The following is a 25468-nucleotide window of genomic DNA, read 5'->3' as shown; positions in this document are numbered from 1 at the left end:
CTACGCGTGGCGGAGAGCACGGTCTGGCACGCCGGTGCGCGCGGCTCCCACGCATCGTCCCTGCTCGGACGTAGCCTGACGCCGTCGGAACCCGTGAAGGGAGGCGCCATGGCCGTCGCCGCACCGCCCGTGGTCAGCCGCCATCGCGGCTCCGCGGACGACTACTCGTCGACCCCGATGCGCATCCGGGGGCTCGACGGGCTTCGCGCGATCGCGGTCGCCGCGGTCGTGGTCTATCACCTGGGGACGGGCGCGCTGCCCGGCGGCTTCCTCGGCGTCGACGTGTTCTTCGTCATCTCGGGGTTCCTCATCACCACCCTGCTCATGACGGAGCGCTCCCGGCACGGCCGGATCCGCTTCGGGCGCTTCTACCTGCGTCGCGCCCGCCGACTGCTGCCTGCGCTGCTGCTCATGCTCGCGGGCAGCGCCCTGCTCGCCGCGACCGTCGCCCGCGACGCCATCGAGGGGTTCCGCGGCAACGTCGCCGCGGCCCTGCTGTATGTGTCGAACTGGTGGTACATCGCCCAGGAGCAGTCCTACTTCGAGCTCATCGGCCGCGGCAACATGCTCGCGCACCTGTGGTCGCTCGCCGTGGAGGAGCAGTTCTACCTGGTGTGGCCCGCCGTGGTGGCGCTCGTATGGGGCATCGCGCGTGCCCGCCGCAGCTCGGTGCGGCTCGCACTCCTGGCGACGGCGGGCACCCTCGCGGTGCTGTCCACCGTCGCGATGACCGTGATGTCGATCCGGCACGGCTTCCCGCTCGACGCGGATCCGACGCGCGTCTACTTCGGCACCGACACCCACGCCATGTCCGTGCTGATGGGCGCCGTGCTGGCGGCGCTGTGGCGGCCGGGGCGCGCGTCCGCCCGCATCGCCGGCGGAGCCCGGGGTGCCCTCGGACTGATGGGCGTGACGCTCCTCGCCCTCCTCGCCTGGATCCTGGTGGACGCGCACGAGTACAGCTCCTGGCTGTACCGCGGCGGCTTCCTTCTGGTGTCGATGCTCGTGGCCGCGATCATCGCGGTCGCGACGCACCCGGCGTCGCCGCTCGGGACGCTCCTCGACCACCGCGGCCTGCGGTGGATCGGCGAGCGCTCCTACGGCATCTACCTCTGGCACTGGCCGATCTTCCTGGTGACGCGGCCGGGCCAGGACATCCCCTGGCACGGCTGGTGGGTCGAGGCGATGCGCATCGGGCTGGTCCTGGCGGTGGCCGCGGCCTCGTACCGGTGGGTCGAGGAGCCGATCCGCCACGGCGCCCTCGGGCGCGGGTGGCAGCGGCTGCGCACCGACGGCCTGGTCGCGCACCAGCGCTCCCTGCTCACGGGGTTCGGCGTGCTGGTCGCGTTCGCGCTGATCGTCGGGGTGTCGTTCACCGTGGGCGTGCCGAAGGCGACGGATACCGCGCTCGGCTCCACCGTCGCGATCACCGCCGAGCCCGTGGTCGCGCGGTCGTCGGTCCCGCTGGAGACCTCCGAGGCGACGTCGTCCGGGGACCCGGCCCCCGCATCGTCCACCCCGACCGTCACCACCGAGGACGTGGCCATCTACGGCGACTCGGTCTCGCTGTGGTCTGCCGAGGTGCTGAAGGCGGAGATCTCCGGATCGACGGTCGACGCGGCCATCAACCGGTCGCCCGGCAACATCATGGGCGCGGTGCTCGATGCGCAGCGCGCCGGCACCTTGCGCCCCGTGGTGATCATGCACATGGGCACGGCCGGGCCGGTCAAGGAGGGCGCGCTGCGCGACACGCTCGACCAGCTCGCCGATCGCGACCGGGTGGTGCTGGTCGACTCGACGGCGCGCTTCGCGTACGTCCAACCGTCGAACGAGGCGATGGAGCGCGTGGCCGCCGACTACGGCAACGTGGTGTTCGCGGATTGGCGCGGCTACGTCGCGGGGCACGATTCATGGCTCGAGGACGGCCTGCACCTCACCGAGGAGGGCAAGCCCGAGTTCGCCGCGTTCCTCAGGTCGCTGGCGCTGACGGGGGAGCCGCCGACCGCCTGACCCGGGCGATGAGGCCGATCAGGCGATGACGGTGCGCTGCAGCACCTCGGTGAGCTGGCGGGCGGCGTCGACCACCGCGCCGGCGTGGATCGCGCCGGGGTTGGACGTGAGGCGCTCGGCGGGCCCGGAGATCGAGACCGCGGCGATGACCGTGCCGGCGGCTCCCCACACGGGGGCCGAGACCGAGGACACGCCGGGCTCGCGCTCGCCGGAGCTGTCGGCGTAGCCCTGGTTGCGGACCTTCTCGAGCTCGGCGGCCGTGAAGCGGGCGCGGGCGAGGCCGCGGTGCATGCGCTCGGGCTCGGCCCAGGCCAGCAGCACCTTCGCGGCCGAGCCCGCCGTCATGGTCATCGTGGTGCCCACGGGGATGGAGTCGCGCAGGCCGACGGGGCGGTCGGCGGAGGCGATGCAGATGCGCTCCTCGCCGTGGGGGCGGTAGAGCTGCGCGGACTCGCCCGTGCGGTCGCGCAGCACGGTCAGCACGGGCTGCGCGGCGGAGACCAGCCGGTCCTCCGACACGGTCGCCGCGAGCTGGGCGAAGCGGCGACCGAGCACGAACGCGCCGTTCACGTCGCGGCCCACCAGGTGGTGGTGCTCGAGCGCCAGCGCGAGCCGATGCACTGTCGGGCGCGCAAGATGGGTGGAGGCGACGAGCTCGGCGAGCGTCGCGGGCCCCTTCTCGAGCGCACCAAGGATGGCGGCGGCCTTGTCGATCACGCCGACTCCGCTATGATTGTCCATAGTTCGATACTAACGTCTCAATATCTGAGATGTCGACAGGTCAAGGAGATCGCCATGGGAACCACCCTCGCCGAGAAGCTCTGGGCCAGCCACCTGGTCCGCAAGGGGGAGGACGGCGCCCCTGACCTCATCTACATCGACCTCCACATGTGCCACGAGGTCACCAGCCCGCAGGCGTTCGAGGGCCTCCGCCTCGCCGGTCGCCCGGTCCGTCGCCCGGACCTCACGATCGCGACCGAGGACCACAACACCCCGACGCTCGACATCGACCTGCCGATCGCGGACGAGACCTCGCGCGTCCAGATCAACACGCTGCGCAAGAACGCCGAGGAGTTCGGCATCCGCATCCACTCGCTGGGCGACGCCGACCAGGGCGTGGTCCACGTGGTCGGCCCGCAGCTCGGCCTCACCATGCCGGGCATGACGGTGGTCTGCGGCGACTCGCACACCTCGACCCACGGCGCGTTCGGCTCGCTGGCCTTCGGGATCGGCACCTCGGAGGTCGAGCACGTGCTCGCCACGCAGACGCTGCCGCTCAAGCCCTTCAAGACCATGGCGATCAACGTGAACGGCGAGCTGCCCGAGGGCTCCACCGCGAAGGACATCATCCTGGCGATCATCGCCAAGATCGGCACCGGCGGTGGCCAGGGCTACGTGCTCGAGTACCGCGGCGACGCGATTCGTGCGCTCTCCATGGAGGCGCGCATGACCATCTGCAACATGTCGATCGAGGCGGGCGCCCGCGCCGGCATCATCGCCCCCGACCAGACCACCTTCGACTACGTGCAGGGCCGTCCCCACGCCCCCGAGGGCCAGGACTGGGACGATGCGGTGGCCTACTGGAGCACCCTGGTCACCGACGACGACGCCACCTTCGACACCGAGGTGAACCTCGACGCGGCCGACCTCGAGCCGTTCGTCACCTGGGGCACCAACCCGGGCCAGGGCCTGCCGCTCTCGGCCGCGGTCCCCAACCCCGCCGACATCCCCGACGAGGTCGACCGCGAGGCCGCCGCCAACGCGCTCGAGTACATGGGCCTCACCCCGGGCACCCCGCTGCGCGAGATCGCCATCGACACGGTCTTCCTCGGCTCCTGCACCAACGGGCGCATCGAGGACCTCCGCGCTGCCGCCGACGTGATCAAGGGCCGCACCAAGGCCGAGGGCGTCCGCTTCCTGGTGGTCCCCGGCTCGGCTCGCGTGCGCCTGCAGGCCGAGGCCGAGGGCCTCGACCGGGTCTTCCTCGACTTCGGCGCCGAGTGGCGCAACGCCGGCTGCTCGATGTGCCTGGGCATGAACCCGGACCAGCTCAAGCCGCAGGAGCGCTCGGCGTCCACGTCGAACCGCAACTTCGAGGGCCGTCAGGGCAAGGGCGGCCGCACCCACCTGGTGTCGCCGCTGGTCGCCGCCGCCACCGCGGTCCGCGGCACGCTGTCCAGCCCCGCCGACCTGGTCGACGCCCCCGCGGCGCTGGTCTGAGACAAGGAGAACAGTCATGGAGAAGTTCACGACCCACACCGGCGTCGGCGTCCCGCTGCGCCGCTCCAACGTCGACACGGACCAGATCATCCCCGCCGTCTACCTCAAGCGCGTCACCAAGACGGGCTTCGACGACGCCCTGTTCGCCGCCTGGCGCGGCGACTCGGAGTTCATCCTCAACCAGGACGCCTACAAGCACGGCTCGGTGCTGGTCGCGGGCCCGGACTTCGGCACCGGCTCCTCGCGCGAGCACGCCGTGTGGGCCCTGAAGGACTACGGCTTCAAGGTGGTGCTGGCCTCCCGCTTCGCGGACATCTTCCGCGGCAACTCGGGCAAGCAGGGCCTGCTGACCGGCATCGTCTCCCAGGAGAACATCGAGCTGCTGTGGAAGCTGCTCGAGACCGAGCCCGGCAAGGAGATCACGGTCTCCCTCGAGGACCGCACGGTCACCTGCGGCGAGCTCACGGTCCCGTTCGAGATCGACGATTACGTCCGTTGGCGCCTCATGGAGGGCCTCGACGACATCGGCCTGACCCTCCAGCACGAGGAGGACATCACGGCGTTCGAGGGCACCCGCGCCGCGTGGCGTCCGCAGACGCTCCCGGCCAAGACCCTGCCCAAGGTCGAGATCGAGGCGGCGCGTCCCGTCGACGCCTGACCCCGCGCCGCGCATCGTCCGTCGAGGCCCGCACCCCGCCCGGGGTGCGGGCCTCGACGCATCTGGCATAGTCCCTGCATGAGGTTCGCGCTGAGGGTCGCCGCCGCCGTCCTGGTGGTGGGCGCCGCGGTGCTGCTGTTCGCCGTGCACGTGCGCCCGCTCGGCTACGTGCCGCTCGCGGCGGGCGTGGTGCTGGGTCTGATCGTCGATCGGGCGCTCGGCCGCGACCTGGGGCTGATCGCGCTCGGCCAGGTGATCATCTCCACCATCTCCCTCAAGGCGGACCTGTCGGACGCCGGGATGATGCGCTTCACGCTGGCGCTCGGCGCGGCCGTCCTGGTGCCGACCCTGATCTCGCGGCTCGTCTTCAGGGAGTCGACCATCCAGTTCCCGATCGGCACCGGCCAGCGATGGACCCGGACCATGTGGATCTACCTCGGGATCGTGGTGCTCGCGGGCTATCTGATCCTGCCGTTCTACTTCATCTCCTCGGGCGTCTACGCGAACTGGCCGGACCTGGACAGCGGGGGAGAGATCGCGCGGCTGTTCGTCGGCGTCAACGCGGTGGGCCTGTGGGACGAGCTGTTCTTCATCTGCGTCGTCTTCGCCCTGCTGCGCCGCCACTTCCCGATGCCGCTGGCCAACGTTCTCCAGGCCGTCGTCTTCGTCAGCTTCCTGTGGGAGCTCGGCTACCGGTCATGGGGGCCGCTGCTGACCATCCCGTTCGCGCTGGTCCAGGGCTGGATCTTCGCACGGACCAAGTCCTTGCCGTACGTTGTGGCCGTGCACCTCCTCTTCGACGCCGTCGTGTTCGGCGTGCTGGTCCACGCGCACCATCCGGAGCTGCTGGACATCTTCGTGACCGCGCCATGATCAAGATGCTCGCCGAGCGGGCGCGCGCGCTCGCCGCGGGCGGAGGCCGCGTGGTGATCGGGATCGCGGGCATCCCGGGCTCCGGGAAGTCGACGGCGGCGACCGCGCTGGTGCGGCGGCTCGGCGCCTACGGCACGCCCGCGGCGTACCTGCCCATGGACGGCTTCCACCTGTCCGCGTCCACGCTGGCCGCGCAGGGCCTCGCCGACCGCAAGGGCGCGTCCGACACGTTCGACGTCGACGGCTACGTCGCGCTGCTGCGTCAGGTGCGCTCGGGGCTGGGCATGGCCCAGTGGGCGCCGGACTACGACCGCGAGAGCCACGACGTGGTGCCCGCACGGATGCTCATCCACCCGGACGCGCGCGTGGTGATCACCGAGGGCAACTACCTGGCGCTGCCCGAGGGGCCGTGGGCGGCCGTCCGTCCCCTCCTGGCCGAGCTGTGGGGCATCGAGGCCTCGTGGGAGGGCGCGCGGGAACGGCTCATCGAGCGGCGCGTCGCCACGGGCAGGACGCTCGACGAGGCGGTGGCGTGGGTGGATCGGGTGGACGCCGCGAACGCGGCGCTGGTCGCCCCGACGATCGACCTGGTGGACGTGGTCGTCGCGTTCGACGAGATGCACCCCGAGTCCGTCTGAGCCGGCCGCCGGTCAGGCCAGCCAGGCCCGGGTGCCGAAGCTGCCGAGCGACTCCGCGACCACCGCGGAGGCGAACGCGATGTCGTCGGCGAGCCGCGCATCGTCCCGTCCCAGCGACGCGATGCGCCACGTCAGCGCGCCGTGGAAGAAGTCTCCCGCGCCGAGGGTGTCGACCACGGGCGAGACCCGGGGGACCTCGACCTCGCCGGACGATGCGGGCGTCGAGAACAGCACGGAGCCGCCGCCGCGCGTGAGCACGGCGGTGGCGACGCCGAGGCCGGCGAGGTAGGCGAGCACGGCCGACGGCTCGCCGCCGGTGCCGGGCGGAGCGAAGTCATCCGAGACCACGGCGATGTCGCAGGCGGAGACCACCTCATCGGTGTGCGGCTTGTGCGACCCGGCGTCGAGGATCACGGGGATGCCGGCGTCGCGGGCGCGCCGCGCGATCGGCAGCGACACGTCCGGGAAGTAGCCGTCGACCAGCACGGCCCCGATGCCGTCGATCGGGGTCTCGCGCTCGGCGGCCACACCGCCGGCGGTCGCGATCCCGCTGGGCGAGACCACGGCGCGGTCGCCGGTCGCCCGCGTCACCATGATCGAGGCCGTCACGGGCGGGCCGTCGTACGCCGCGACCGCCTCGAGCCGGACGCCGCACCGGTCGAGGTCCGCGCGGATGAGCGCGCTGAGGTCGTGGCGCGGGAGCGCGGTGACCAGGGCCGGTGCGCCGCCGCAGCGCGCGAACGCGACCGCGGCGTTCGTGGCGGGCCCTCCGGCCGCGACCAGGAAGTCCAGGGCCGCGACCTTCTGGTTCGACGCCGGCAGGCGCTCGACCAGCTGGACGATGTCCAGCGTGCTCAGCCCGGCGAAGATGGCGGCGGCGGTCACGCGGCGAGTCTACGTCGGACGATGCGTGAGGCCGCCGCGAGTAGGGGATGATGGTCCCCATGACCGATTCCATCCGGGTCACCGGCGGACGCCCCCTCACGGGCGAGATCACCGTCCGCGGGGCCAAGAACTTCGTGTCCAAGGCGATGGTCGCGGCGCTGCTCGGCAGCACCCCGTCGACCCTGCGCAACGTCCCCGAGATCCGCGACGTCGCGGTGGTGTCCTCGCTGCTGCGGCTGCACGGCGTCGGCGTCGACTACGACGTCGAGACCGGCGTGCTCGGCATGGACACCAGCGAGCTCGTGAAGGCGGACGCCGCGCAGATCGCGGCGCACGCCGGCTCCTCGCGCATCCCGATCCTGCTGTGCGGGCCGCTGCTCCACCGGCTCGGGCATGCGGTGATCCCCGACCTGGGCGGCTGCCGGATCGGCGACCGGCCCATCGACTTCCACCTCGAGATCCTCACCAAGTTCGGCGCGCACGTCGAGCAGATGGAGGACGGGCTCTATCTCACCGCGCCGAACGGACTCAAGGGCATCAAGCACAAGCTCTCGTACCCGTCCGTGGGGGCGACCGAGCAGCTGCTCCTGACCGCCGTGATGGCCGAGGGCATCACCCACCTCGAGGGCGCGGCCGTCGAGCCGGAGATCAAGGACCTGATCGACACGCTCCAGAAGATGGGCGCGATCATCTCGGTCGACACCGACCGCTCCATCACCATCGAGGGCGTCAAGCGCCTCCACGGCTACGACCACTTCTCGCTCACCGACCGCATCGAGGTCGGCTCCTGGGCGTCGGCCGCGCTCGCGACCAAGGGCGACATCTTCATCCACGGCGCCCAGCAGCGCACCATGGGCATGTTCCTCAACGTGTTCCGCAAGGTGGGCGGCGAGTTCGACGTGGTGCGCGACGGCATCCGGTTCTACCACCCGGGCGGCGACCTCAAGTCGATCGCGCTGCAGACCGACGTGCACCCGGGCTTCATGACCGACTGGCAGCAGCCGCTGGTGGTCGCGCTCACGCAGGCCAAGGGCCTCAGCATCGTCCACGAGACGGTCTACGAGCAGCGCTTCGGCTTCACGCAGGCGCTCAACCAGATGGGCGCGCACGTGCAGCTGTTCCGAGAGTGCCTCGGGGATCGCGCCTGCCGGTTCGGCGCCCGCAACTTCAAGCACTCCGCGGTGATCTCCGGGCCCACGCCGCTCGCGGCGGCCGACATCGAGGTGCCCGACCTCCGGGGCGGGTTCTCCCACCTGATCGCGGCCCTCGCGGCGGAGGGGACCTCGACCGTGCGCGGCATCGGCATCATCGACCGCGGGTACGAGAGCTTCCGCGGCAAGCTCGCCGCGCTCGGGGCGGAGGTCGAGTAGCCGCATGGCCACCGCACCCAGCCGGTTCTATCGCAACGCCGCGAGACCGCTCCAGGCGCTGATGACGTCCGTGACCCGCAAGGACTGGCACGGCGCCGAGCACCTCCCGTCGGACACGGGCTACATCGCCGTGTCCAACCATGTGACGTACGCGGATCCCATCACGCTCGCGCACTTCCTCTACAACAACGGGCAGGTGGTGCGGTTCCTCGCCAAGTCGTCGCTGTTCTCCGCCCCCGTGATCGGGGCGGCGCTGCGCGGCTTCGACCAGATCCCGGTGTACCGCGGCACGGCGCGCGCCAAGGAGGCCGTGGACAAGGGCGTCGAGGTGCTCGAGCGGGGCGACATGATCGCGATGTTCCCTGAGGGCACGCTCACCCGCGACCCCGACCTCTGGCCGATGGCGGGTCGCACCGGCGTCGCGCGCATGGCGCTCGAGACCGGCGTGCCCGTGATCCCCGTCGCCCAGTGGGGCGCGCATCGGCTGCTCGGGCGCTACGAGAAGGTGCCGCACCCCTTCCCGCGCAAGACCATCACGGTGGTCGCCGGCCCGCCCGTCGACCTGGACGAGTTCCGCGCCCGTGTGGCCGGCGGGAAGGTCGACACCGAGACGCTGCGCGCCGCGACGGACCGCATCATGGCTACGCTGACGAGCATGGTCGCGGAGATCCGAGGCGAGACGCCGCCCAAGAAGCCCTACGACATGCGGGCGCAGGGGGAGAAGCGGTGACCCGCGCCGCGGTGCTCGGCGCCGGCGCCTGGGGCACCACCTTCGCCGCCGTGCTCGCGGACGCGGGCACCGACGTCACCCTGTGGGGCCGCGACGAGGCGGTGATCCGTGCGGTGCGTGACGAGCGTCGCCACGACACGTCGCTGCCCGGCATCGAGCTGCCCGCCGGGATCCACGCGACCACGGATGCGACGGAGGCGCTCGCGGACGCGGAGCTCGTGGTGATCGCGGTGCCGTCGCAGCGGGCGCGAGCGATCCTCGAACCCTTCCGCCCGCTGCTCGCGGAGCACGCTCTCGCGGTGTCGCTCATGAAGGGCATCGAGCTCGGCACGCACGAGCGGATGTCGCAGGTGATCTCCGAGGTGTGGGGCCTGCCCGACGACCGCGTGACGGTGGTGTCGGGTCCCAATCTCGCGCGCGAGATCGCCGAGCGGCAGCCGACCGCGACGGTCGTGGCGTCGACGAGCACCGAGGCGGCCGAGCGCGTGGCCGCCGCCACGGCGTCGTCGTACTTCCGGCCCTACACCAACGCCGACGTGGTCGGCGTGGAGCTCAGCGGCGCCTACAAGAACGTCATCGCGGTCGGGGTGGGCGTCGCGGACGGCCTGGGCTACGGGCACAACACGACGGCGACCGTGATCACACGCGGGCTCGCGGAGATCACCCGGCTCGGTCTCGCGCTGGGCGCGCGTCCGGAGACCTTCTCGGGGCTCGCGGGCATGGGTGACCTCATCGCCACGTGCGCGTCGCCGCTGTCCCGCAACCACACGCTCGGCGCGCACATCGGGCGAGGTGCCTCGCTCGAGGACGCGATCACGCTGACCCGTGGCACGGCCGAGGGCGTGAAGACCGCGCAGTCGATCCGCGAGCTCGCGGCCTCCGCCGGCGTCGAGGTCCCCATCTGCGACGGCGTGGTGCGGATGCTCTCCGGCGAGGTGCCGCCGTCGACCGTGGTGGAGACGCTCCTGTCGCGTCCCCGCAAGGCCGAGGTCGGCTGATGGGTCGACCCCGGGTGGCGGTGCTGTTCGGAGGCCGCTCGTCGGAGCATGGCGTGTCCTGTGTCACCGGCGGCGGCGTGCTGGGCGCGATCGACCGCGACCGGTGGGACGTGGTCGCGATCGGGATCACGCGCGACGGACGGTGGACCCGGGTGTCCGACCGGCCCGAGGACTGGCGGATCGTCGACGGCGAGATGCCGTCGGTCGCGCCGAGCGACGCGGTCGTGGTGCCGCCCTTCGAGGCCGGGGTGAGCGAGTGGCGCGAGGTCGCCGACTCGGGGTCGGTGAGTTCGCTCGGAGCGATCGATGTGGTGTTCCCCCTGCTCCACGGCCCCTGGGGCGAGGACGGCACCATCCAGGGCGCGCTCGAGCTCGCCGACGTCCGCTACGTCGGCTCCGGCGTGCTCGCCTCCGCGCTCGGCATGGACAAGCAGTTCATGAAGATCGCCTTCCGGGCCGCCGGCCTGCCCGTGGCGGACGATGTGGTGGTCACCCCCGCGCTCGGCGCCGACGAGCAGCGGGAGGCGATCGAGGCGCTCGGGCTGCCGGTGTTCGTCAAGCCCGCGCGCGCCGGCTCGTCGATGGGGATCTCGAAGGTGTCGTCGTGGGAGGCGCTCGATGCGGCCCTGGCGGAGGCCGTGCGGCACGACCCGAAGGTGCTGATCGAGGCCGCCCAGGTGGGCCGCGAGATCGAGACGGCGGTGCTGGCGACGCCCGACGGGCTGCTCGCCTCGCCCGCCGGTGAGATCGTGACGGGCGGTGACCACGAGTTCTACGACTTCGAGGCGAAGTACCTCGACGAGGACGCGGTGCAGCTGCTGTGCCCGACGTTCCTCGAGCCGGACGTGGCGAACGTGGTCGCCGACTTCGCGCGCCGCGCCTTCGTCGCCGTGGGGGCCGAGGGTCTCGCGAGGGTCGACGTGTTCGTGGCGCCCGACGGCGGCGTGGTGGTCAACGAGATCAACACGATGCCCGGCTTCACCACCACCTCGATGTACCCGCGGATGGCCGCGGCGGCCGGGATCGCGTACCCGGCGCTCGTCGAGACGCTCCTCGCGACCGCGATGGCGCGCCCGGCGGGCCTGCTGCGCTGAGCTTCAAACCGCGCCTCGGCCCGACCTCCCGCCCCCGGACAGCCCGCACGGAACCGGGGCCGACACGCCGTCCGGGGGACGCGCATCGTCGCTCCTGACCGGCGTGTCGCGCCCAGATCCGTGCGGAGTGTCCGGGAAAGGGCTTGGCGGGACCGGATGGGACCGGGTCAGCGGCACTTGAGGCCGTTGGCGGGTGCGAGCGCCGCCGCCGGGGAGACCTCCGCGAGCACGTCCCCGAGCGCGTCCTGCGCCCGCTCCTTCGGCACCACCAGCTCGACGGCGGGGGAGCGTCCGAAGGTCACGGTGCGCCACGTGCCGCCCTCGTCGATCACCAGCCAGTCGACGGTCGCGGCCGACGTCTCGATGCTGAGGCACTCGTCGGTGGTGGGCCCAGGCGGCTCGACGCCGCAGCGCATGACGAGCGGGTACTCCTCGCCCCACGCGGCGGTCGCCTGCGAGCTCGTGGGCTGCCCCGGCAGCCCTCCCAGGTCCTCCGGCATGGCCAGCATCACGCGCGCGCAGTCGACGTCGGCGGCGTACGGCGCGGGGTCGACCACCAGCGGCGACGCGCAGCCCGTCAGCAGGGGTGCGGCGGCCGCGGCGAGCACGGCTGCGGCGGCTGCCGGACGGGGGATCATGCCTCTCAGCCTAGGGGCGTCCGGGGCGTCCGCCGGACCGGGTAACGTCGCCGTGTGACACCCGCGCCGCTCCCGCATCGCCGGGCCTTCTCCCTGGCCTGGCCCGCGATCGTCGGCAACGTCACGGTGCCGCTGGTGGGCCTCGTCGACACCGCGATGCTGGGCCATTTCTCGACCGCGACGCACATCGGCGCCGTGGCGCTCGGCTCGACGGTCCTGAGCGCGCTGATGTGGCTCGTCGGGTTCCTGCGGACCGGCACCACGTCGCTGGTCGGACGCGCGCGCGGCGCGGGACGGGACGATGCGGCGCTGACGCACGCGCAGCGCGCAGCGCTGCTCGCGGTCGCCCTGGGCGCGGGGGCCCTGGTGCTCCAGTGGATCGCCATCCCGGCCCTGATGTCGGTGCTGGCGCCCGCCGGCGACGTGCGCGAGCTCGCGATCCAGTACGCGTGGATCCGCATGACCTCGGTGCCCGCAGCGCTCCTCACGCTGGTGATCAGCGGATGGTTCGTGGGCTCGGGCGACACCCGCCGCCCGCTCGCGATCGTCGCCACCGTCAACGTGGTGAACCTGGGCCTCGACGTCGCGTTCGTCGGCGGGCTCGGGTGGAACTCCGCGGGCGCGGCCTGGGCGACCGTGATCGCCGAGTGGCTGGGCCTCGCGCTGGCGCTCGTGCTGTGGTGGCGGGCGGCACCGTCCTCGCTGCGCGCGGGGGCGCGGCGCTGGCGCGGCCGCGGGCTGCGCTCGGGATGGCGCCGCCTCATGGCGATGAACACCGACCTGGTGATCCGCACGGCGCTGATCTACGCGGTGCTCATGTTCGTCACCGCGTACGGCGCCCGGCTGGGCCCCGAGATCCTCGCGGCGAACGCGATCCTGATGCAGCTGATGCTGCTCGCCAGCTACGGCCAGGACGGCTACGCGCACGCCGCCGAGGCGATGGTGTCGCGCGAGATCGGCGCGCGCGACGTGCCCGCCTTCCACCGGGCGGTCGCCGCCTCCGCCCTGCCGGCCGTCGGCATCGGCGCGGCGTTCTCGCTGCTGTACCTGGTCGCCTCCGGCCCGTTCGTGTCGGTGCTGACCTCCCTGCCCGAGGTGACGCAGGCGGTCGACGACTACATCGGCTGGGTGGTGTGGCTGCCGCTGGTCTCCGCGGGCGCCTACCTTTTCGACGGCGTGTTCCTGGGATCGGGACGCACGCGCGCGATGGCGTGGACCATGGCGGCCTCGGTGATCGTCGTGTTCGTGCCGGTGCTGCTCGCGGGGCTCGCCTGGATCCCCGACGGCCGCAACCACGACCTGTGGCGCGCGTTCCTGCTGTTCAACGCCGCGCGCGGGGTCTTCCTGGGGATCGCGTACTGGCGGATCACGCGCCGGGGTGCGTGGCTGCACGCCGCGGAGGCGTGAGCGGGCTCAGTAGCCCGTGTACCGCCCGGGCTTGTGGTTCATGGTGATGATGACGCTCAGCGCGATGGCGCCCAGAGCGGAGATCGCCACGACCCACGGCTCGCGCACGGTGAAGGACAGCAGGATCACCGAGGTGTCCAGCACCATCAGCACGTGACCGGCGCGGATCCGCGTGCGCTCCTGCAGCATGACCGCGATCACGGAGAAGCCGCCGACGGAGGACTTGTGGCGGAAGATGATGAGGATGCCCACGCCGCAGATCACGTTGGCGGCGATCGCGGCGAACACCGTGTCGACGTTCTCGATGTGCAGGAACTGCTGGGCGACCGCCGAGGTGATCGACACGAGCCCGACGGTCGCGGCGGACCGCAGCGCGAACGTCCAGCCCGACTTCCATGCGGCCAGCGCGATGAACGGCAGGTTGACCAGGATGAGCAGGACCGGCAGCGGCACGTGCATCGCGTAGCTCAGCAGCAGCGACAGACCCGCGGTGCCGCCGGTGACCAGGCCGCCGGCCTTGAGCAGCACCAGGCCGACGCCGAGGAGCGTGCAGCCCGTGAGGACGCCGACCACGTCCTCGAGGACGGTGTGCGGCGTCCCGGCGGGGGCGGTGGTGGGCTCGGTCATGAAGGCGCTCCTCGGATGCTGACGGGATGAGCGCGCGGCGATGGGCGCACCGCAGAGGATACCGGGCGCCGCGCCGGGACCCGCGCCGGCCGCGTCCCGGTCAGCGGCGGGGCGGCTTCGGCGGCAGCGTCGCGACGTAGGCGAGCGCCCGGTCGGTCTCCTCGCCGGACTCGGCCGCGAGCGGCAGGGAGACGTACTCGCGCATCGTCCGTCCGCCGGGCGCGAAGGGCGCGGCCTCGGGGCGGGACAGCGCGGCCTCCAGGGCCGGCGCGTCGAGCTTGAACGCGACGCGGTCGCCGAACAGGCACATGAACATGTTCCCGCCCACGAACGCGGCGAGCTGGCCGAACATCGGTCGCACCTCGACGCCGGGCGCGTCGGGCACCAGCGAGCGGAAGGCGTCCTTCTGGGCGTCGGTCGGGCGGGGCATCTCCATGCCGCCAGCGTAGGTGTCCGGACCCGGTCCCGCCCGGCCTACGCTGGCCCCATGACGACGATCGGCGAGATGGGGGAGGACGCGCTCATCGCGGCGTTCGCCCCGCGGCTGCCCGTGACGGACTCCGAGATCCTCGGGCCGGGCGACGATGCGGCGGTGGTCGCCGTCGACGGCGACCTGGTGGTCTCCTCGGACATCCTGGTGCAGGACGTCCACTTCCGGATGGACTGGTCCAGCCCCGAGGACGTGGGGTGGCGGGCGGCCATGCAGAACCTCGCCGACATCGACGCCATGGGTGCGGTCCCCACCGCGCTGCAGGTCACGCTCGCGGCGCCCGCATCGCTCGACGCGGACTGGGTGCTGCGCTTCGCCGACGGGCTGCGCGAGGCGTGCGAGCCGCACGGGGTGGGCGTGGTGGGCGGCGACCTGTCCGGCGCGCGCGACGTGATCGTCTCCGTCACGGTGCTCGGCGAGACCCACGGGACCGAGCCGATCACGCGCGCCGACGCGCTGCCCGGGCAGCTGGTCGCGGTCTCGGCGCCGCTCGGCGCGGCGGCCGCCGGCTACGTCCAGCTCGCCGAGGGCCGGGAGATCGACGCCGAGAGCATCGGGCTGTTCCGCCGGCCGCGGCCGCGGATCGGCGCGGGCCTCGAGGCGGCCCTGCACGGCGCCACCGCGCTGATGGACATCTCCGACGGCCTGCTCCGCGACGCGGCACGTATCGCGCGCGCGTCCGAGGTGGGCATCGAGATCCTCGGCGCCGACGTCCCGCTGCACGAGGGCGCGCGGCTCGTCGCCATCGAGCTCCAGGTCGACCCGCGCCCGTGGGCGCTCACCGGCGGCGAGGACCACGCGATGCTCGCGGTCTTCCCGCGCGCCTCGATGGTGCCCGGCGGGTGGACCGTGGTGGGCGAGACGACGGACGCGTTCGCCGGGATCCGGGTCGACGGCGAGGATCCGGACCGGCTGGGATGGGACCACTTCGGCGCCTGAGCCGGGGCCGCGTGAAAAAGAAAACGGACGCCCCCGTTGAGGGAGCGTCCGTCGGGGACGGGCAGGTCCGCGTCAGATGGCGCGGGTGACCTTGCCGGCCTTGAGGCACGAGGTGCACACGTTGACACGCTTGGGGGTGCCGGCGACCACGGCACGCACGCGCTGGATGTTCGGGTTCCAGCGACGCTTGGTGCGGCGGTGCGAGTGCGAGATGGAGTGACCGAAGGACGGTCCCTTGCCGCAGACGTCGCAATTTGCAGCCACGATAGTTCTCCTAGAGTCGGCGCAGGCCGATAGGTGCCTGCAAATCTGTGGGGCCCGGGTGCTCGGGCAACCGCACTAGGGTAACCGACGCATCCCGGGTCCGGCAAATGCGCGCGCGAGGGGCCTCGCGGCGTCGCCGGGTGCCCGCCGTGTCGGCGGGCCGTGCCACGATAGTACGCGGGCGGCCACCGCTGCGCCGGCCCGCGACCGGAGGTGTTCAGTGAGCGAAGCGCACGCCCTGCGCCGCTGGCTGCGCTCGGGTCTCGAGGCCGTGCATTCGTCGCGCGGCGAGCTCGACGCGATCAACGTGTTCCCGGTCGCCGACTCGGACACCGGCACCAACGTCTACCTCACGCTTCAGGAGGGCAGCCGCGCCATCGCGCGCCTGCCCGCGGACGCCTCCCACCGCGATGTGGCCGCGGCCTTCGCGCGAGGCGTGCTCATGGGTGCGCGGGGCAACTCCGGGGTGATCGTCAGCCAGTACCTGGGCGCGCTGCTCCGGGTGCTCGACGACCGCGGCGGGCTGGAGGAGGTCGACTCGCACGGCATCGCGCAGGCGCTCGCCCGCGCCGCCGAGGCCGCCTACGCCGCGGTCAGCACCCCGGTCGAGGGCACGATCCTCACGGTGGCGCGCGCCGCGGCGCGGTCGGCCACCGACGTCGCCGCCGAGCGCGGCACCCGCGAGGCGGTGATCGTCGCCGCCGTCGAGGGGGCGCGTGCCGAGCTGGCCCGGACCCCCGAGAAGCTGCCGAGCGCGCGCGAGGCCGGGGTGGTCGACGCCGGTGCGGCGGCGCTCGTGCTCCAGCTCGAGATGCTCGCGGAGACCATCGCCGGGCCCGACGCGCTGAAGGACTTCCCCGAGGTGAAGTGGGAGCTGCCCGGCCGTCGGCGGCGTACCGCTCAGCCGGGGCACCTCGACCATGGCCAGGAGCACGGCGGCTCCTACGAGGTGATGTTCGTCGCCGAGCGTGCCGAGGACCTCCGCGCCCAGCTGATCGCGCGCCTGGAGCAGGTCGGCGACTCCGTCACCGTGACGGCGGGCCACGGCCTGGTCCACGCCCACGTCCACACCGACCACCCGCACCGCGCCGTCGACATCGCCGCCGAGACCCACGCCCACCAGATCGTGGTCCGCTCGATCGCGATGAGCATCGGGAACGACCGCGCCGCCACCGGGGTGGTCGCGCTCACCGTGTGCCCCGGGCTCGCGGAGCCGCTCGCCGACGCGGGCGCCGTGGTGCTCGTGGTCCCGGACCCTGGAGCGCTCGGCAGGCGCGACCTCGCCCGCGCGGTGCGCGACGCCTCGGGCGCCGAGGCGATCGTGGTCGCGGGAGACGCGCAGCTGCTCGGCGCGGCGCGCGCCCTCGCGGCGAGGAAGGGACGGCCGCGCCTGGTGGTGATCGACGCGTCGCACGAGGCCCACGTGATCGCGGCCGTCGCGGCCTCGGCCCTCGCCACGCCCGGCGAGGACGTCGCCGCGCTCATGCGCGCGGCGGTCGCCGCCACCACGGTGGCGGACAGCACGGGCGACGCCCTGGACGATGATCTCGACCGGATCGTCGACCGGGACACCGACGTCGTGACGCTCATCCTCGGCAGGGGTGTGGAGATGGGCGTCGCCGACCACGCGCGGCTGTCGCTCGAGGCGCGGGCCCCGGAGGCCGAGGTCGTCGTCCACGCCGGGGGTCAGGTGTGGCCGCCCGTCCTCATCGGGGTGGAGGCGGCGCCGGGATGACCGGCCTGCTCGCGGAACCGCTCGCGAAGGTGCTCGGCGCCCGCACGGCCGGCTCGCTCGAGAAGCTGGGGCTCATCACCTCGGGGGACCTGCTCCGCCACTACCCGCGCCGCTACGGCGCTCCCGGCGAGCTGACAGCGCTGGGCGACCTCGCGCTGGGCGAGCATGTCACCGTGATGGCGCAGGTCAGGTCCGCGACGGTGCGGCAGATGCGCTCGCGGGGCGGCGCCATGCTGGAGGCGATCGTGACGGACGGCCGCGACTCGCTGCAGCTGACGTTCTTCGCCAAGCGGGCGGGCGTGCTCCGCATGCACGAGGACAAGCTCCGCCCCGGGCGGCGCGGGCTGTTCACCGGGACGGTCGGCGACTACCGCGGCCGCCGCCAGCTCACGCATCCCGACTATCTGATCGTCGGGGTCGACGCCGCGGATGAGGATCAGGCGATCGCCGAGGCGTCCCGCCCGATCCCGCTCTACCCGGCCGCCGCGTCCGTGCCCACCTGGCGCATCGCGCGCGCCGTGCGCGCCGTGCTCGATCCGCTGACGGAGCAGGACGTCCCCGACCCGATCCCCGCGGACCTGCGCGAGACGCGCGGCCTGCCCACGCTGCTCGAGGCGCTGCGCCTGGTGCACACGCCCGAGACGGAGTCCGACCACCGTCGCGGGCGCGACCGCCTGCGCTTCGAGGAGGCGCTGGTGCTGCAGACCGCGCTCGCGCGACGGCGGGCCGACCATGACGCGCTCGCCGCGGTGCCGCGACCGCGCGCCGCCGACGGCCTGGTCGACGCGCTCGACGCCAGGCTCCCGTACGCCCTCACCGCGGGCCAGCGGTCGGTGGGCGAGGAGATCGCGGCGGACCTCGAGCGCTCGACGCCGATGCTGCGGCTCCTTCAGGGCGACGTGGGCGCCGGCAAGACCGTGGTGGCGCTGCGCGCGATGCTGCAGGTGGTGGACGCCGGCGGGCAGGCCGCGCTCCTGGCGCCCACCGAGGTGCTCGCCGCGCAGCACGCCCGATCGCTGCGCGACCTGCTCGGCCCGCTCGCCGACGGCGGGCTGCTCACCGCGACGGATCGCGCGACCCGGGTGACGCTGCTCACCGGCTCGCAGGGGTCGAAGGAGCGTCGAGCGGCCCTCGCGGAGGCCGCCTCGGGCGCCGCCGGCATCGTCGTCGGCACCCACGCGCTGCTCGGCGACACCGTCCAGTTCGCGGACCTGGGCCTGGTGGTCGTCGACGAGCAGCACCGCTTCGGCGTCGAGCAGCGCGACGCGCTCCGCGCACGGGGCGAGCGTGTGCCCCACACGCTGGTCATGACGGCGACGCCCATCCCGCGCACGGTCGCGATGACGGTCTTCGGCGACCTCGAGACATCCGTGCTGAGCGAGCGGCCCGCCGGGCGTCGAGAGACCGTGACCCACGTGGTCCCGGCCGGCAACGCCGCCTGGGTCGAGCGGATCTGGGGCCGCGTGCGCGAGGAGATCGACGCGGGCGGTCGCGCGTACGTGGTGTGCCCCCGGATCGACGGCGACACCGAGGAGGAGCCGGAGGACGTCCCGTTGGACGCCCCGGGGGACCGGGACGATGCCGGGGACGACGAGCCGTCCCGCCCGCCGCTCGCGGCGGTCGCCGAGGTGGCGGCCGAGCTGCACGGCGTGCCCGCGCTCGCGGGGGTCGGGATCGGGGTGATGCACGGACGGCTGTCGCCCGACCAGAAGGACTCCGCGATGCGCGCCTTCGCGGACGGCGCGGCGCCCGTCCTGGTCGCCACCACCGTGATCGAGGTCGGCGTCGACGTGCCGGCGGCGACGGCGATGGTGATCCTCGACGCCCAGCACTTCGGCATCTCCCAGCTCCACCAGCTGCGCGGCCGTGTGGGCCGCGGCGACCGGCCGAGCCTCTGCCTGCTCGTGTCGGCGGCGGAGCCGGGCACCGTCGCCCACGAGCGGCTGGCCGCGCTGGCCGCGACCACCGACGGGTTCGAGCTCGCGGAGAAGGATCTGGAGCTGCGCCGCGAGGGAGACGTGCTCGGCGCGGCGCAGTCGGGCGGGCGCAACTCGCTTCGGCTGCTGCGCGCCGTCCGCGACGCCGCGATCATCTCGGAGGCGCGCGACGTGGCGTCCTCCCTGGTGCGGGAGGATCCCGAGCTCGCCGCCCAGCCGGCCCTCGCCGCCGCGATCGCGGAGATGCTGGACCCGGAGCGGGAGAAGTTCCTCGACCGCGGATGACGCCGATGCAGGCCCTGCACGATGTGATCAATCCCACGGGCGCGCCGGGACATAACGATGTCCCCGCCGGGAATGTTAGCGGTTACATTGGACGCCATGCTCGACCGTGACGACCTCCAGCTCCGCGCGCTGCGCCAGATGGCCCAGCGCGAGCTCGCCGCCGACATCCTGCCGTTCTGGGAGGCACACGCCTTCTCTGCCGAGGGCGCCCTGCGAGGGGGCGTGACCGGCCGCCTCGAGTACGTCGACGAGCTGCCGCGTCACGCCGTGCTCGCCGCCCGCATCCTGTGGACCTTCGCCGCCGCGGCCGAGGCGCTGCCCGAGCAGCGCGAGCGCCTGCTGGCCACCGGGCAGAAGGCGCACGACGCGCTGACCGGCCCGATGTGGGACAGCCTCCACGGAGGCGTCTTCTGGTCGCTGGGCGCGGACGGCGCGGTCGTCGACCCGCGCAAGCAGGTGTACGCGCAGGCCTTCGCGGTCTACGGGCTCGCCCGCTGGGCGCGCACCACCGGGGACGCGGCGGCGCTCGACCGTGCCCTGTGGCTGGCGGCGGCGCTGGACTCGAGCGCGCGCGACCGCGAGTACGGCGGCTACGTCGAGGCGCTGGCGCGCGACTGGACGCCCACCGAGCGGACCGCGCTGTCCGAGCGTGACCCCGACGTCCCCAAGTCGATGAACACCAACCTGCACGTGCTCGAGGCGCTCACGGAGCTGCTCCGCGCCAGCGGTGACGCCGCGGTGCGCGAGTCGCTCGAGACGCTGCTGCGGACCACGCTCGAGGCGATCCTGGTCGAGGAGCCCTTCCCGCACTGCGGCCTGTACTTCGACGAGTCCTGGGAGCGTCGCGACGCGGGCGTCTCGTACGGGCACGACATCGAGGCGTCGTGGCTCCTGTGGGACGCGTGGACCGCGCTCACCGAGCACGGGATCGAGGACCCGGACCTCGAGTGGGGGGCCCGCGAGGCCGCGCTCGGGCTTGCCGCGGCGGTGCGCGAGCGCGGCGTCGACCGCGACGGCGCCGTCATGTACGCGGGCACCGTCGACGGGCCGACCGACACGGACCGCCACTGGTGGCCGCAGGCGGAGGGCGTGGTCGGCTGGCTGAACGCCTATGCGGTCGGCGGGCGGCCGGAGGACCGCAAGGCCGCGATCCGTGCCTGGGACTTCATCGAGACTCACGTGGTGGACCGCGAGAACGGCGAGTGGTTCGCCCGCCTCGATGCGCAGAACCGGCCCCTGGCGGACGACGACGGCGACCTCAAGATGGGGCCGTGGAAGTGCCCGTACCACAATGCGCGTGCGTGCCTGGAGGTGCTGCGGCGCATCGCGGCCGAGCCCGCCTACGCTTGAGGGCGTGACCAGGATCATCGCGGGCCGCTGGGGCGGCCGGAGGCTCGCCGTGCCGCCGCGCGGCACCAGGCCCACCACCGACAGGGTGCGCGAGGCCGTCTTCAGCCGGCTCGACCACGGCGACCACCTGCGCGGGGCGCGCGTGCTCGACCTCTTCGCCGGCTCCGGGGCGCTCGCGTTCGAGGCGCTGAGCCGGGGGGCGTCCGAGGCGACCCTGGTCGAGTCCGACGCGCGCGCCGTCAGCGTGCTGCGTGCCAACGCCCGCGACCTGGCGGCGGGACCCGACGCGCGGGTGGTGAAGGAGCGGGTCAGGCCGTTCCTGGGGCGCGCCGCGGGCCCGTGGGACGTGGTGCTCCTCGATCCCCCCTACGACATCGCGCGGGACGAGCTCGCCGCGGTGCTCGAGGGGGTCGCCGAGGCGGTCGACGCCGACGGGATCGTGGTCCTGGAGTGGTCCACGCGGGCGGGCGACGCCCCCTGGCCGTGGGCCCTCGAGGAGGTCGCCGCGAAGGCCTACGGGGAGACCACCGTGCGTTACGCGGTGCCGCGTGCCGGCGGTCCCGACGTGTCCGCCGGAGGAGGTAGCGTCGAGGCATGACCACCGCAGTCTTCCCGGGCACGTTCGATCCGGTGACGTGGGGGCACGTCGACATCGCGACGCGCGCCCGCGCCGTCTTCTCCCACGTCATCGTCGCCGTGGCCCACAACTCGACCAAGACCCCGCTGCTGGACCTCGAGACGCGCGTCGCGCTCGCGCGCCGCGCGGTCGGACCGATCGACGGGGTCGAGGTGGTGCCGGTCGACGGTCTGCTGGTCGACTTCTGCAAGCAGGCGGGCGCGACCGTGATCGTCAAGGGCCTGCGCGGCGGCACGGACTACGACTACGAGCGCCCCATGGCGCTCATGAACCGCTCCCTCACCGGCATCGAGACCGTCTTCATCACGGGCGACAACGCCCTCAGCCACGTCGCATCGTCCCTGGTGAGGGACGTCGCCCGGCACGGCGGCCCGATCGGCCGCTACGTGCCGGACGGCGTGGTCGAGGCGGTCGACGAGGCCCTGCGTCCCTGAGCACCGGCGCCGTCGCCGCGCGGGTTGGCCGAATCGGCCCGGATCCCGTACGATAGTGCGCTGGCCCTGCCGTTCGGGTGCGGGCCGAGGTCCTTGCGGACCGGAAGCGAACTTGGAGGCGCGTGTGGTGCACACTTCACGCCCCGCCGCATCGCCGTTCCAGTTCTCTGCGCGTGACATCGTGCGGCGTCCTGGTGCGCAGCGGCTCGTCTCCGAGACGTTCCCGGCCCCTGCGGTCCTCGGCACCGACGTGATCGGTGTGCCCGTCGGCACGGACGTGACGCTCGACCTGAGCTTCGAGTCCGTGCAGGAGGGCATCTGGGTCTCCGGAACCGTCAACGCGACGGCGACGGGGGAGTGCGGACGATGCCTCGACGAGGTGCGGCAGGATGTTGCCGCTCCTCTGCAGGGACTGTTCGAGTACCCCGACGTGCGGCGTGACGACGAGGACGAGACCTCGGAGGACGTCTTCGAGTTCGATGGCGAGAGCCTCGATCTCGAGGAACTGGTGCGGGACGCGGTGGTGACGAACCTCCCGTTCACGCCCCTGTGCGGCCCGGACTGCCCGGGGCTGTGCGACCAATGCGGCGCACGGCTCGCGGACGACCCGGACCACACGCACGAGGTGCTGGATCCCCGATGGTCCGCACTCCAGAGCTTGATCGACGAGAAAGAGAGTTAGCCGTGGCTGTTCCCAAGCGCAAGATGTCGCGCAGCAACACGCGTGCACGTCGCTCGCAGTGGAAGACGACCGCTGCCAACCTTTCGACGTGCCCGCAGTGCAAGGCTGAGAAGCTTCAGCACACCGCGTGCCCGTCGTGCGGCGCCTACAACGGTCGCCAGTACGCCGAGGCGCTGCGCACCGAGCACGAGGCCTGAGCGCCTCCGCCGTGAGGCGTGAGGTGGGCGCATGACGTTCGCGGGGCAGCAGCACGCTGATGCCCTGATCAGCAGGTTGGGAGTCCAGGTGGACCCCGACCTGCTGATTCTTGCGCTCACGCACCGGTCGTTCGCCTACGAGGCCGGCGGCCTCCCGACCAACGAGCGGCTGGAGTTCCTGGGCGACTCCGTGCTGGGCGTGGTGGTCACCGACCGGCTGTACCACGCGCACCCCGACCTGCCCGAGGGCGAGCTCGCCAAGATGCGCGCCGCGTGCGTGTCCCAGCGCGCCCTGGCCGAGGTCGCCCGCCAGATCGAGCTCGGCCCCTGCATCCTGCTGGGCAAGGGCGAGCGCACGACCGGTGGCCACGACAAGGACTCGATCCTCTGCGACGCGTTCGAGGCGATCCTGGGCGCGATCTACCTCACGCACGGGATCGAGGTCTCGCGCGAGGTGGTGCTGCGTTTGGTCGGCCCCAGCCTCGAGGCCGCGGCACAGTCGGGCGTCGCGCTCGACTGGAAGACCTCATTGCAGGAGGCCTGCGCCGAGCGCGGCCTCGGCAGCCCCGTCTACGACGTCGTCGGCGAGGGCCCCGACCATGCGCGTCGCTTCACCGCCACCGTCCTGGTCGGCGGCGAACCGTGCGGAACCGGCACCGGCACGGCCAAGAAGCACGCCGAGCAGGAGGCCGCGTCCCAGGCCTACGCCGCGGTCACTGCGAGCCCCTGAGCCGCGCCGTGCCGCGCATCGTCCCCTCCGCGCCGACACCGCGCGCGACCGATTCGAGCCATGCCCGAGCTGCCTGAGGTCGAGACCGTCCGCCGGGGCCTCGCGGGCCTGGTCACGGGCGCCCGCATCGACGGCGTCGAGATCTACCGCGACTCGTGCGTCCGGCTGCTCCCCGGCGGGGCGGCGGAGATGGCCGCCGAGATCACCGGGCTGCGGCTGTCGCGGCTCGCGCGCCGCGGCAAGTTCCTGTGGGCCGAGCTCGCCCCGGACGCGGGCGACGGCTCCCCGCTCCTCGCGCTGTCCGCCCACCTGGGGATGTCCGGGCAGTTCCGCGTCCACGCCGACGCGCCCGCGCCGCATCGCCACTGCCGCGCGCGGCTGACCCTCGGCGACCCCTCTCTCACCCTCGACTTCCTCGACCAGCGCACCTTCGGATACCTGCACGTGGAGCCGCTGGTGCCCACCGGCGACGGGAGGCCCGCCGGCCAGGGCACCCCGCTGCCTCTGCTGCCCGCCTCCGTCGCGCACATCGGCCGGGACGTCCTCGACCCGGAGTCGGACGATGCGGCGGTCGCCCGGGCGCTGCGCCGCGGACGGCGCGGCATCAAGCAGGTGCTTCTCGACCAGACGGTCGTGAGCGGGATCGGCAACATCTACGCGGACGAGGCGCTGTGGCTCGCCCGGGTCCATCCGGAGCGGCCCGCGGAGGCGGTGACACCCGCCCAGGCGCGCGCGCTGGTCGCAGCCGCGCGCGCCGTCATGGAGCGGGCGCTGTCCCAGGGTGGCACCAGCTTCGACGCGCTCTACGTCAACGTGAACGGCGAGTCCGGGTACTTCTCGCGCTCGCTCGAGGCCTACGGGAGGGCGGGCGAGCCGTGCTCGCGATGCGGGACGCCGCTGCGCCGCGAGACCATCGGCGGCCGCTCCACGCACTGGTGCGCGCGCTGTCAGCGCCGCTGGAGCGCGCGTCGCAAGGGTCCCGGGTCCTAGGACCGCGCTACCATCGGAGTCATGTCTGACATCACCGTGCTGGTCCTCGACGACCATGAGGTCGTCCGCCGTGGCATCTGCGACATCCTCGAGCGTGCCGACGGCATCGCCGTGGTCGCCGAGGCGTCCACCGTCGCGCAGGCCGTGCGCCGCGCCGAGGCCGTGCGCCCGCAGGTGATCCTCTCCGACCTGCGCCTGCCCGACGGCACCGGCCTCGACGTGATCGGCCACGTGCGCGGCAAGCTGCCCGATACGCGCATCGTCGTGCTGACCAGCTACGACGACGACGAGGCCCGCGCGGCGGCCCGCAGCGCCGGCGCCGACGTCTTCCTCGCCAAGACCGCCGGGCCCAACGAGATCCTGCAGGCGGTCCGCGACGCCGCGTCCGGCCGTGAGCACGGGCAGCACATCTCGGTACACGAGGACGACGTGGTCGCCCGCCTCACCCCGATGGAGCGCCGGGTGCTCGACCTGGTGGGCGCCGGGCTGGCGAACCGCGAGATCGCGGAGAAGCTCGGGATCGCGGAGAAGACCGTGAAGAACCACGTCACCAGCGTGCTCGCGAAGATGGGCCTCCAGCGCCGCACCCAGGTGGTCGCGTGGGCGACCGCCAAGCGCGCGCACTCCTTCCGCGGCTGACGCGGACGGCG

Annotated in this window: 27 protein-coding genes; 21 read left to right on the top strand and 6 right to left on the bottom strand. The window is 73.1% G+C overall.

What is annotated here, in order from left to right; all coding sequences use genetic code 11:
* Nucleotides 1-108: 108 nt before the first annotated feature.
* A complete protein-coding gene (locus tag QQX13_RS03390; RefSeq protein ID WP_301152508.1) occupies nt 109-2010 on the top strand; it encodes an acyltransferase family protein in 1902 nt (633 codons plus the stop codon).
* Between the two features lie 18 nt (nt 2011-2028).
* Here the strand turns inward: QQX13_RS03390 and QQX13_RS03385 are convergent, their stop codons facing one another.
* Entirely contained in the window at nt 2029-2751 is a 723-nt protein-coding gene (locus tag QQX13_RS03385) for an IclR family transcriptional regulator (protein ID WP_301120062.1), read from the bottom strand.
* 54 nt (nt 2752-2805) lie between these two features.
* Between QQX13_RS03385 and leuC the strand changes: the two genes are divergently transcribed.
* The 4 genes from leuC to QQX13_RS03365 all read left to right on the top strand — a co-directional run bounded on the left by leuC (nt 2806) and on the right by QQX13_RS03365 (nt 6399).
* Entirely contained in the window at nt 2806-4230 is a 1425-nt protein-coding gene (leuC, locus tag QQX13_RS03380; RefSeq protein WP_301120063.1) for a 3-isopropylmalate dehydratase large subunit, read from the top strand.
* Nucleotides 4231-4246: 16 nt separating this feature from the next.
* Entirely contained in the window at nt 4247-4888 is a 642-nt protein-coding gene (leuD, locus tag QQX13_RS03375) for a 3-isopropylmalate dehydratase small subunit (protein ID WP_301120064.1), read from the top strand.
* A gap of 78 nt (nt 4889-4966) precedes the next feature.
* Entirely contained in the window at nt 4967-5761 is a 795-nt protein-coding gene (locus QQX13_RS03370) for a CPBP family intramembrane glutamic endopeptidase (RefSeq protein ID WP_301152506.1), read from the top strand.
* Nucleotides 5758-6399: a nucleoside/nucleotide kinase family protein gene (locus QQX13_RS03365; protein WP_301152504.1), complete on the top strand. Its 642-nt coding sequence runs from the start codon at nt 5758-5760 to the stop codon at nt 6397-6399. The genes QQX13_RS03370 and QQX13_RS03365 overlap by 4 nt, the downstream gene beginning before the upstream one ends.
* A gap of 12 nt (nt 6400-6411) precedes the next feature.
* Here the strand turns inward: QQX13_RS03365 and QQX13_RS03360 are convergent, their stop codons facing one another.
* On the bottom strand, nt 6412-7284 hold the full coding sequence (locus QQX13_RS03360; RefSeq protein WP_301152503.1) for a PfkB family carbohydrate kinase: 873 nt from the start codon (nt 7282-7284) through the stop codon (nt 6412-6414).
* A gap of 59 nt (nt 7285-7343) precedes the next feature.
* On the opposite strand from QQX13_RS03360, the gene murA reads away from it, so the two are divergent.
* The 4 genes from murA to QQX13_RS03340 are packed head-to-tail and all read left to right on the top strand — an operon-like array spanning nt 7344 to nt 11476.
* Nucleotides 7344-8654 (top strand): UDP-N-acetylglucosamine 1-carboxyvinyltransferase, encoded by a 1311-nt coding sequence (murA, locus tag QQX13_RS03355; RefSeq protein WP_301152501.1) that lies wholly within the window; start codon nt 7344-7346, stop codon nt 8652-8654.
* 4 nt (nt 8655-8658) lie between these two features.
* Entirely contained in the window at nt 8659-9384 is a 726-nt protein-coding gene (locus tag QQX13_RS03350; protein WP_301152500.1) for a lysophospholipid acyltransferase family protein, read from the top strand.
* Nucleotides 9381-10382: an NAD(P)H-dependent glycerol-3-phosphate dehydrogenase gene (locus QQX13_RS03345; protein WP_301152498.1), complete on the top strand. Its 1002-nt coding sequence runs from the start codon at nt 9381-9383 to the stop codon at nt 10380-10382. The genes QQX13_RS03350 and QQX13_RS03345 overlap by 4 nt, the downstream gene beginning before the upstream one ends.
* Nucleotides 10382-11476, top strand: coding sequence for a D-alanine--D-alanine ligase family protein (locus tag QQX13_RS03340; RefSeq protein ID WP_301152496.1), 1095 nt, complete (start codon nt 10382-10384; stop codon nt 11474-11476). The genes QQX13_RS03345 and QQX13_RS03340 overlap by 1 nt, the downstream gene beginning before the upstream one ends.
* A 167-nt stretch (nt 11477-11643) precedes the next feature.
* Here QQX13_RS03340 and QQX13_RS03335 read toward each other — a convergent pair whose 3' ends face one another.
* Complete coding sequence (locus QQX13_RS03335) at nt 11644-12114, bottom strand: DUF3515 family protein (protein ID WP_301152495.1); 471 nt, start codon at nt 12112-12114, stop codon at nt 11644-11646.
* Between the two features lie 54 nt (nt 12115-12168).
* Between QQX13_RS03335 and QQX13_RS03330 the strand changes: the two genes are divergently transcribed.
* On the top strand, nt 12169-13521 hold the full coding sequence (locus QQX13_RS03330; protein WP_301120073.1) for an MATE family efflux transporter: 1353 nt from the start codon (nt 12169-12171) through the stop codon (nt 13519-13521).
* A gap of 6 nt (nt 13522-13527) precedes the next feature.
* Here the strand turns inward: QQX13_RS03330 and QQX13_RS03325 are convergent, their stop codons facing one another.
* Nucleotides 13528-14148, bottom strand: coding sequence for a YitT family protein (locus QQX13_RS03325; protein WP_301120075.1), 621 nt, complete (start codon nt 14146-14148; stop codon nt 13528-13530).
* A gap of 100 nt (nt 14149-14248) precedes the next feature.
* The gene (locus QQX13_RS03320) at nt 14249-14584 is read right to left on the bottom strand and encodes a TfoX/Sxy family protein (protein ID WP_301152494.1); all 336 of its coding nucleotides are present in this window, start codon (nt 14582-14584) and stop codon (nt 14249-14251) included.
* Between the two features lie 51 nt (nt 14585-14635).
* Between QQX13_RS03320 and QQX13_RS03315 the strand changes: the two genes are divergently transcribed.
* Nucleotides 14636-15577: a thiamine-phosphate kinase gene (locus QQX13_RS03315; RefSeq protein WP_301152493.1), complete on the top strand. Its 942-nt coding sequence runs from the start codon at nt 14636-14638 to the stop codon at nt 15575-15577.
* 72 nt (nt 15578-15649) lie between these two features.
* Here the strand turns inward: QQX13_RS03315 and rpmB are convergent, their stop codons facing one another.
* The gene (gene rpmB, locus QQX13_RS03310; RefSeq protein WP_301120081.1) at nt 15650-15841 is read right to left on the bottom strand and encodes a 50S ribosomal protein L28; all 192 of its coding nucleotides are present in this window, start codon (nt 15839-15841) and stop codon (nt 15650-15652) included.
* A gap of 220 nt (nt 15842-16061) precedes the next feature.
* On the opposite strand from rpmB, the gene QQX13_RS03305 reads away from it, so the two are divergent.
* The 10 genes from QQX13_RS03305 to QQX13_RS03260 all read left to right on the top strand — a co-directional run bounded on the left by QQX13_RS03305 (nt 16062) and on the right by QQX13_RS03260 (nt 25457).
* Nucleotides 16062-17576, top strand: coding sequence for a DAK2 domain-containing protein (locus QQX13_RS03305; protein WP_301152492.1), 1515 nt, complete (start codon nt 16062-16064; stop codon nt 17574-17576).
* Nucleotides 17573-19798 (top strand): ATP-dependent DNA helicase RecG, encoded by a 2226-nt coding sequence (locus QQX13_RS03300; RefSeq protein ID WP_301152491.1) that lies wholly within the window; start codon nt 17573-17575, stop codon nt 19796-19798. The genes QQX13_RS03305 and QQX13_RS03300 overlap by 4 nt, the downstream gene beginning before the upstream one ends.
* Nucleotides 19799-19894: 96 nt before the next feature.
* On the top strand, nt 19895-21148 hold the full coding sequence (locus QQX13_RS03295; protein WP_301120087.1) for an AGE family epimerase/isomerase: 1254 nt from the start codon (nt 19895-19897) through the stop codon (nt 21146-21148).
* Nucleotides 21149-21152: 4 nt separating this feature from the next.
* On the top strand, nt 21153-21746 hold the full coding sequence (gene rsmD / locus QQX13_RS03290) for a 16S rRNA (guanine(966)-N(2))-methyltransferase RsmD (protein ID WP_301152489.1): 594 nt from the start codon (nt 21153-21155) through the stop codon (nt 21744-21746).
* Nucleotides 21743-22219 carry a pantetheine-phosphate adenylyltransferase gene (gene coaD / locus QQX13_RS03285; RefSeq protein WP_301120091.1) on the top strand — a complete coding sequence of 159 codons (477 nt, stop codon included), beginning with the start codon at nt 21743-21745 and terminating at the stop codon, nt 22217-22219. The genes rsmD and coaD overlap by 4 nt, the downstream gene beginning before the upstream one ends.
* A 127-nt stretch (nt 22220-22346) precedes the next feature.
* Nucleotides 22347-22901 carry a YceD family protein gene (locus tag QQX13_RS03280; protein ID WP_301120093.1) on the top strand — a complete coding sequence of 185 codons (555 nt, stop codon included), beginning with the start codon at nt 22347-22349 and terminating at the stop codon, nt 22899-22901.
* Nucleotides 22902-22903: 2 nt separating this feature from the next.
* Nucleotides 22904-23098, top strand: a complete 195-nt coding sequence (gene rpmF / locus QQX13_RS03275) for a 50S ribosomal protein L32 (RefSeq protein ID WP_301120095.1) — start codon at nt 22904-22906, stop codon at nt 23096-23098.
* A gap of 31 nt (nt 23099-23129) precedes the next feature.
* Entirely contained in the window at nt 23130-23828 is a 699-nt protein-coding gene (gene rnc, locus QQX13_RS03270) for a ribonuclease III (RefSeq protein ID WP_301152488.1), read from the top strand.
* 60 nt (nt 23829-23888) lie between these two features.
* Nucleotides 23889-24818 carry a bifunctional DNA-formamidopyrimidine glycosylase/DNA-(apurinic or apyrimidinic site) lyase gene (gene mutM / locus QQX13_RS03265; RefSeq protein ID WP_301152486.1) on the top strand — a complete coding sequence of 310 codons (930 nt, stop codon included), beginning with the start codon at nt 23889-23891 and terminating at the stop codon, nt 24816-24818.
* 21 nt (nt 24819-24839) lie between these two features.
* The gene (locus tag QQX13_RS03260) at nt 24840-25457 is read left to right on the top strand and encodes a response regulator (protein WP_301120101.1); all 618 of its coding nucleotides are present in this window, start codon (nt 24840-24842) and stop codon (nt 25455-25457) included.
* Nucleotides 25458-25468: the final 11 nt, after the last annotated feature.

This window comes from Demequina lignilytica (assembly GCF_030418375.1).
In the GTDB taxonomy this organism is placed as follows: domain Bacteria; phylum Actinomycetota; class Actinomycetes; order Actinomycetales; family Demequinaceae; genus Demequina; species Demequina lignilytica.
The sequence above is the reverse complement of the archived record's forward strand: the minus strand, read 5'-3'. Positions and strand labels throughout refer to the sequence as shown.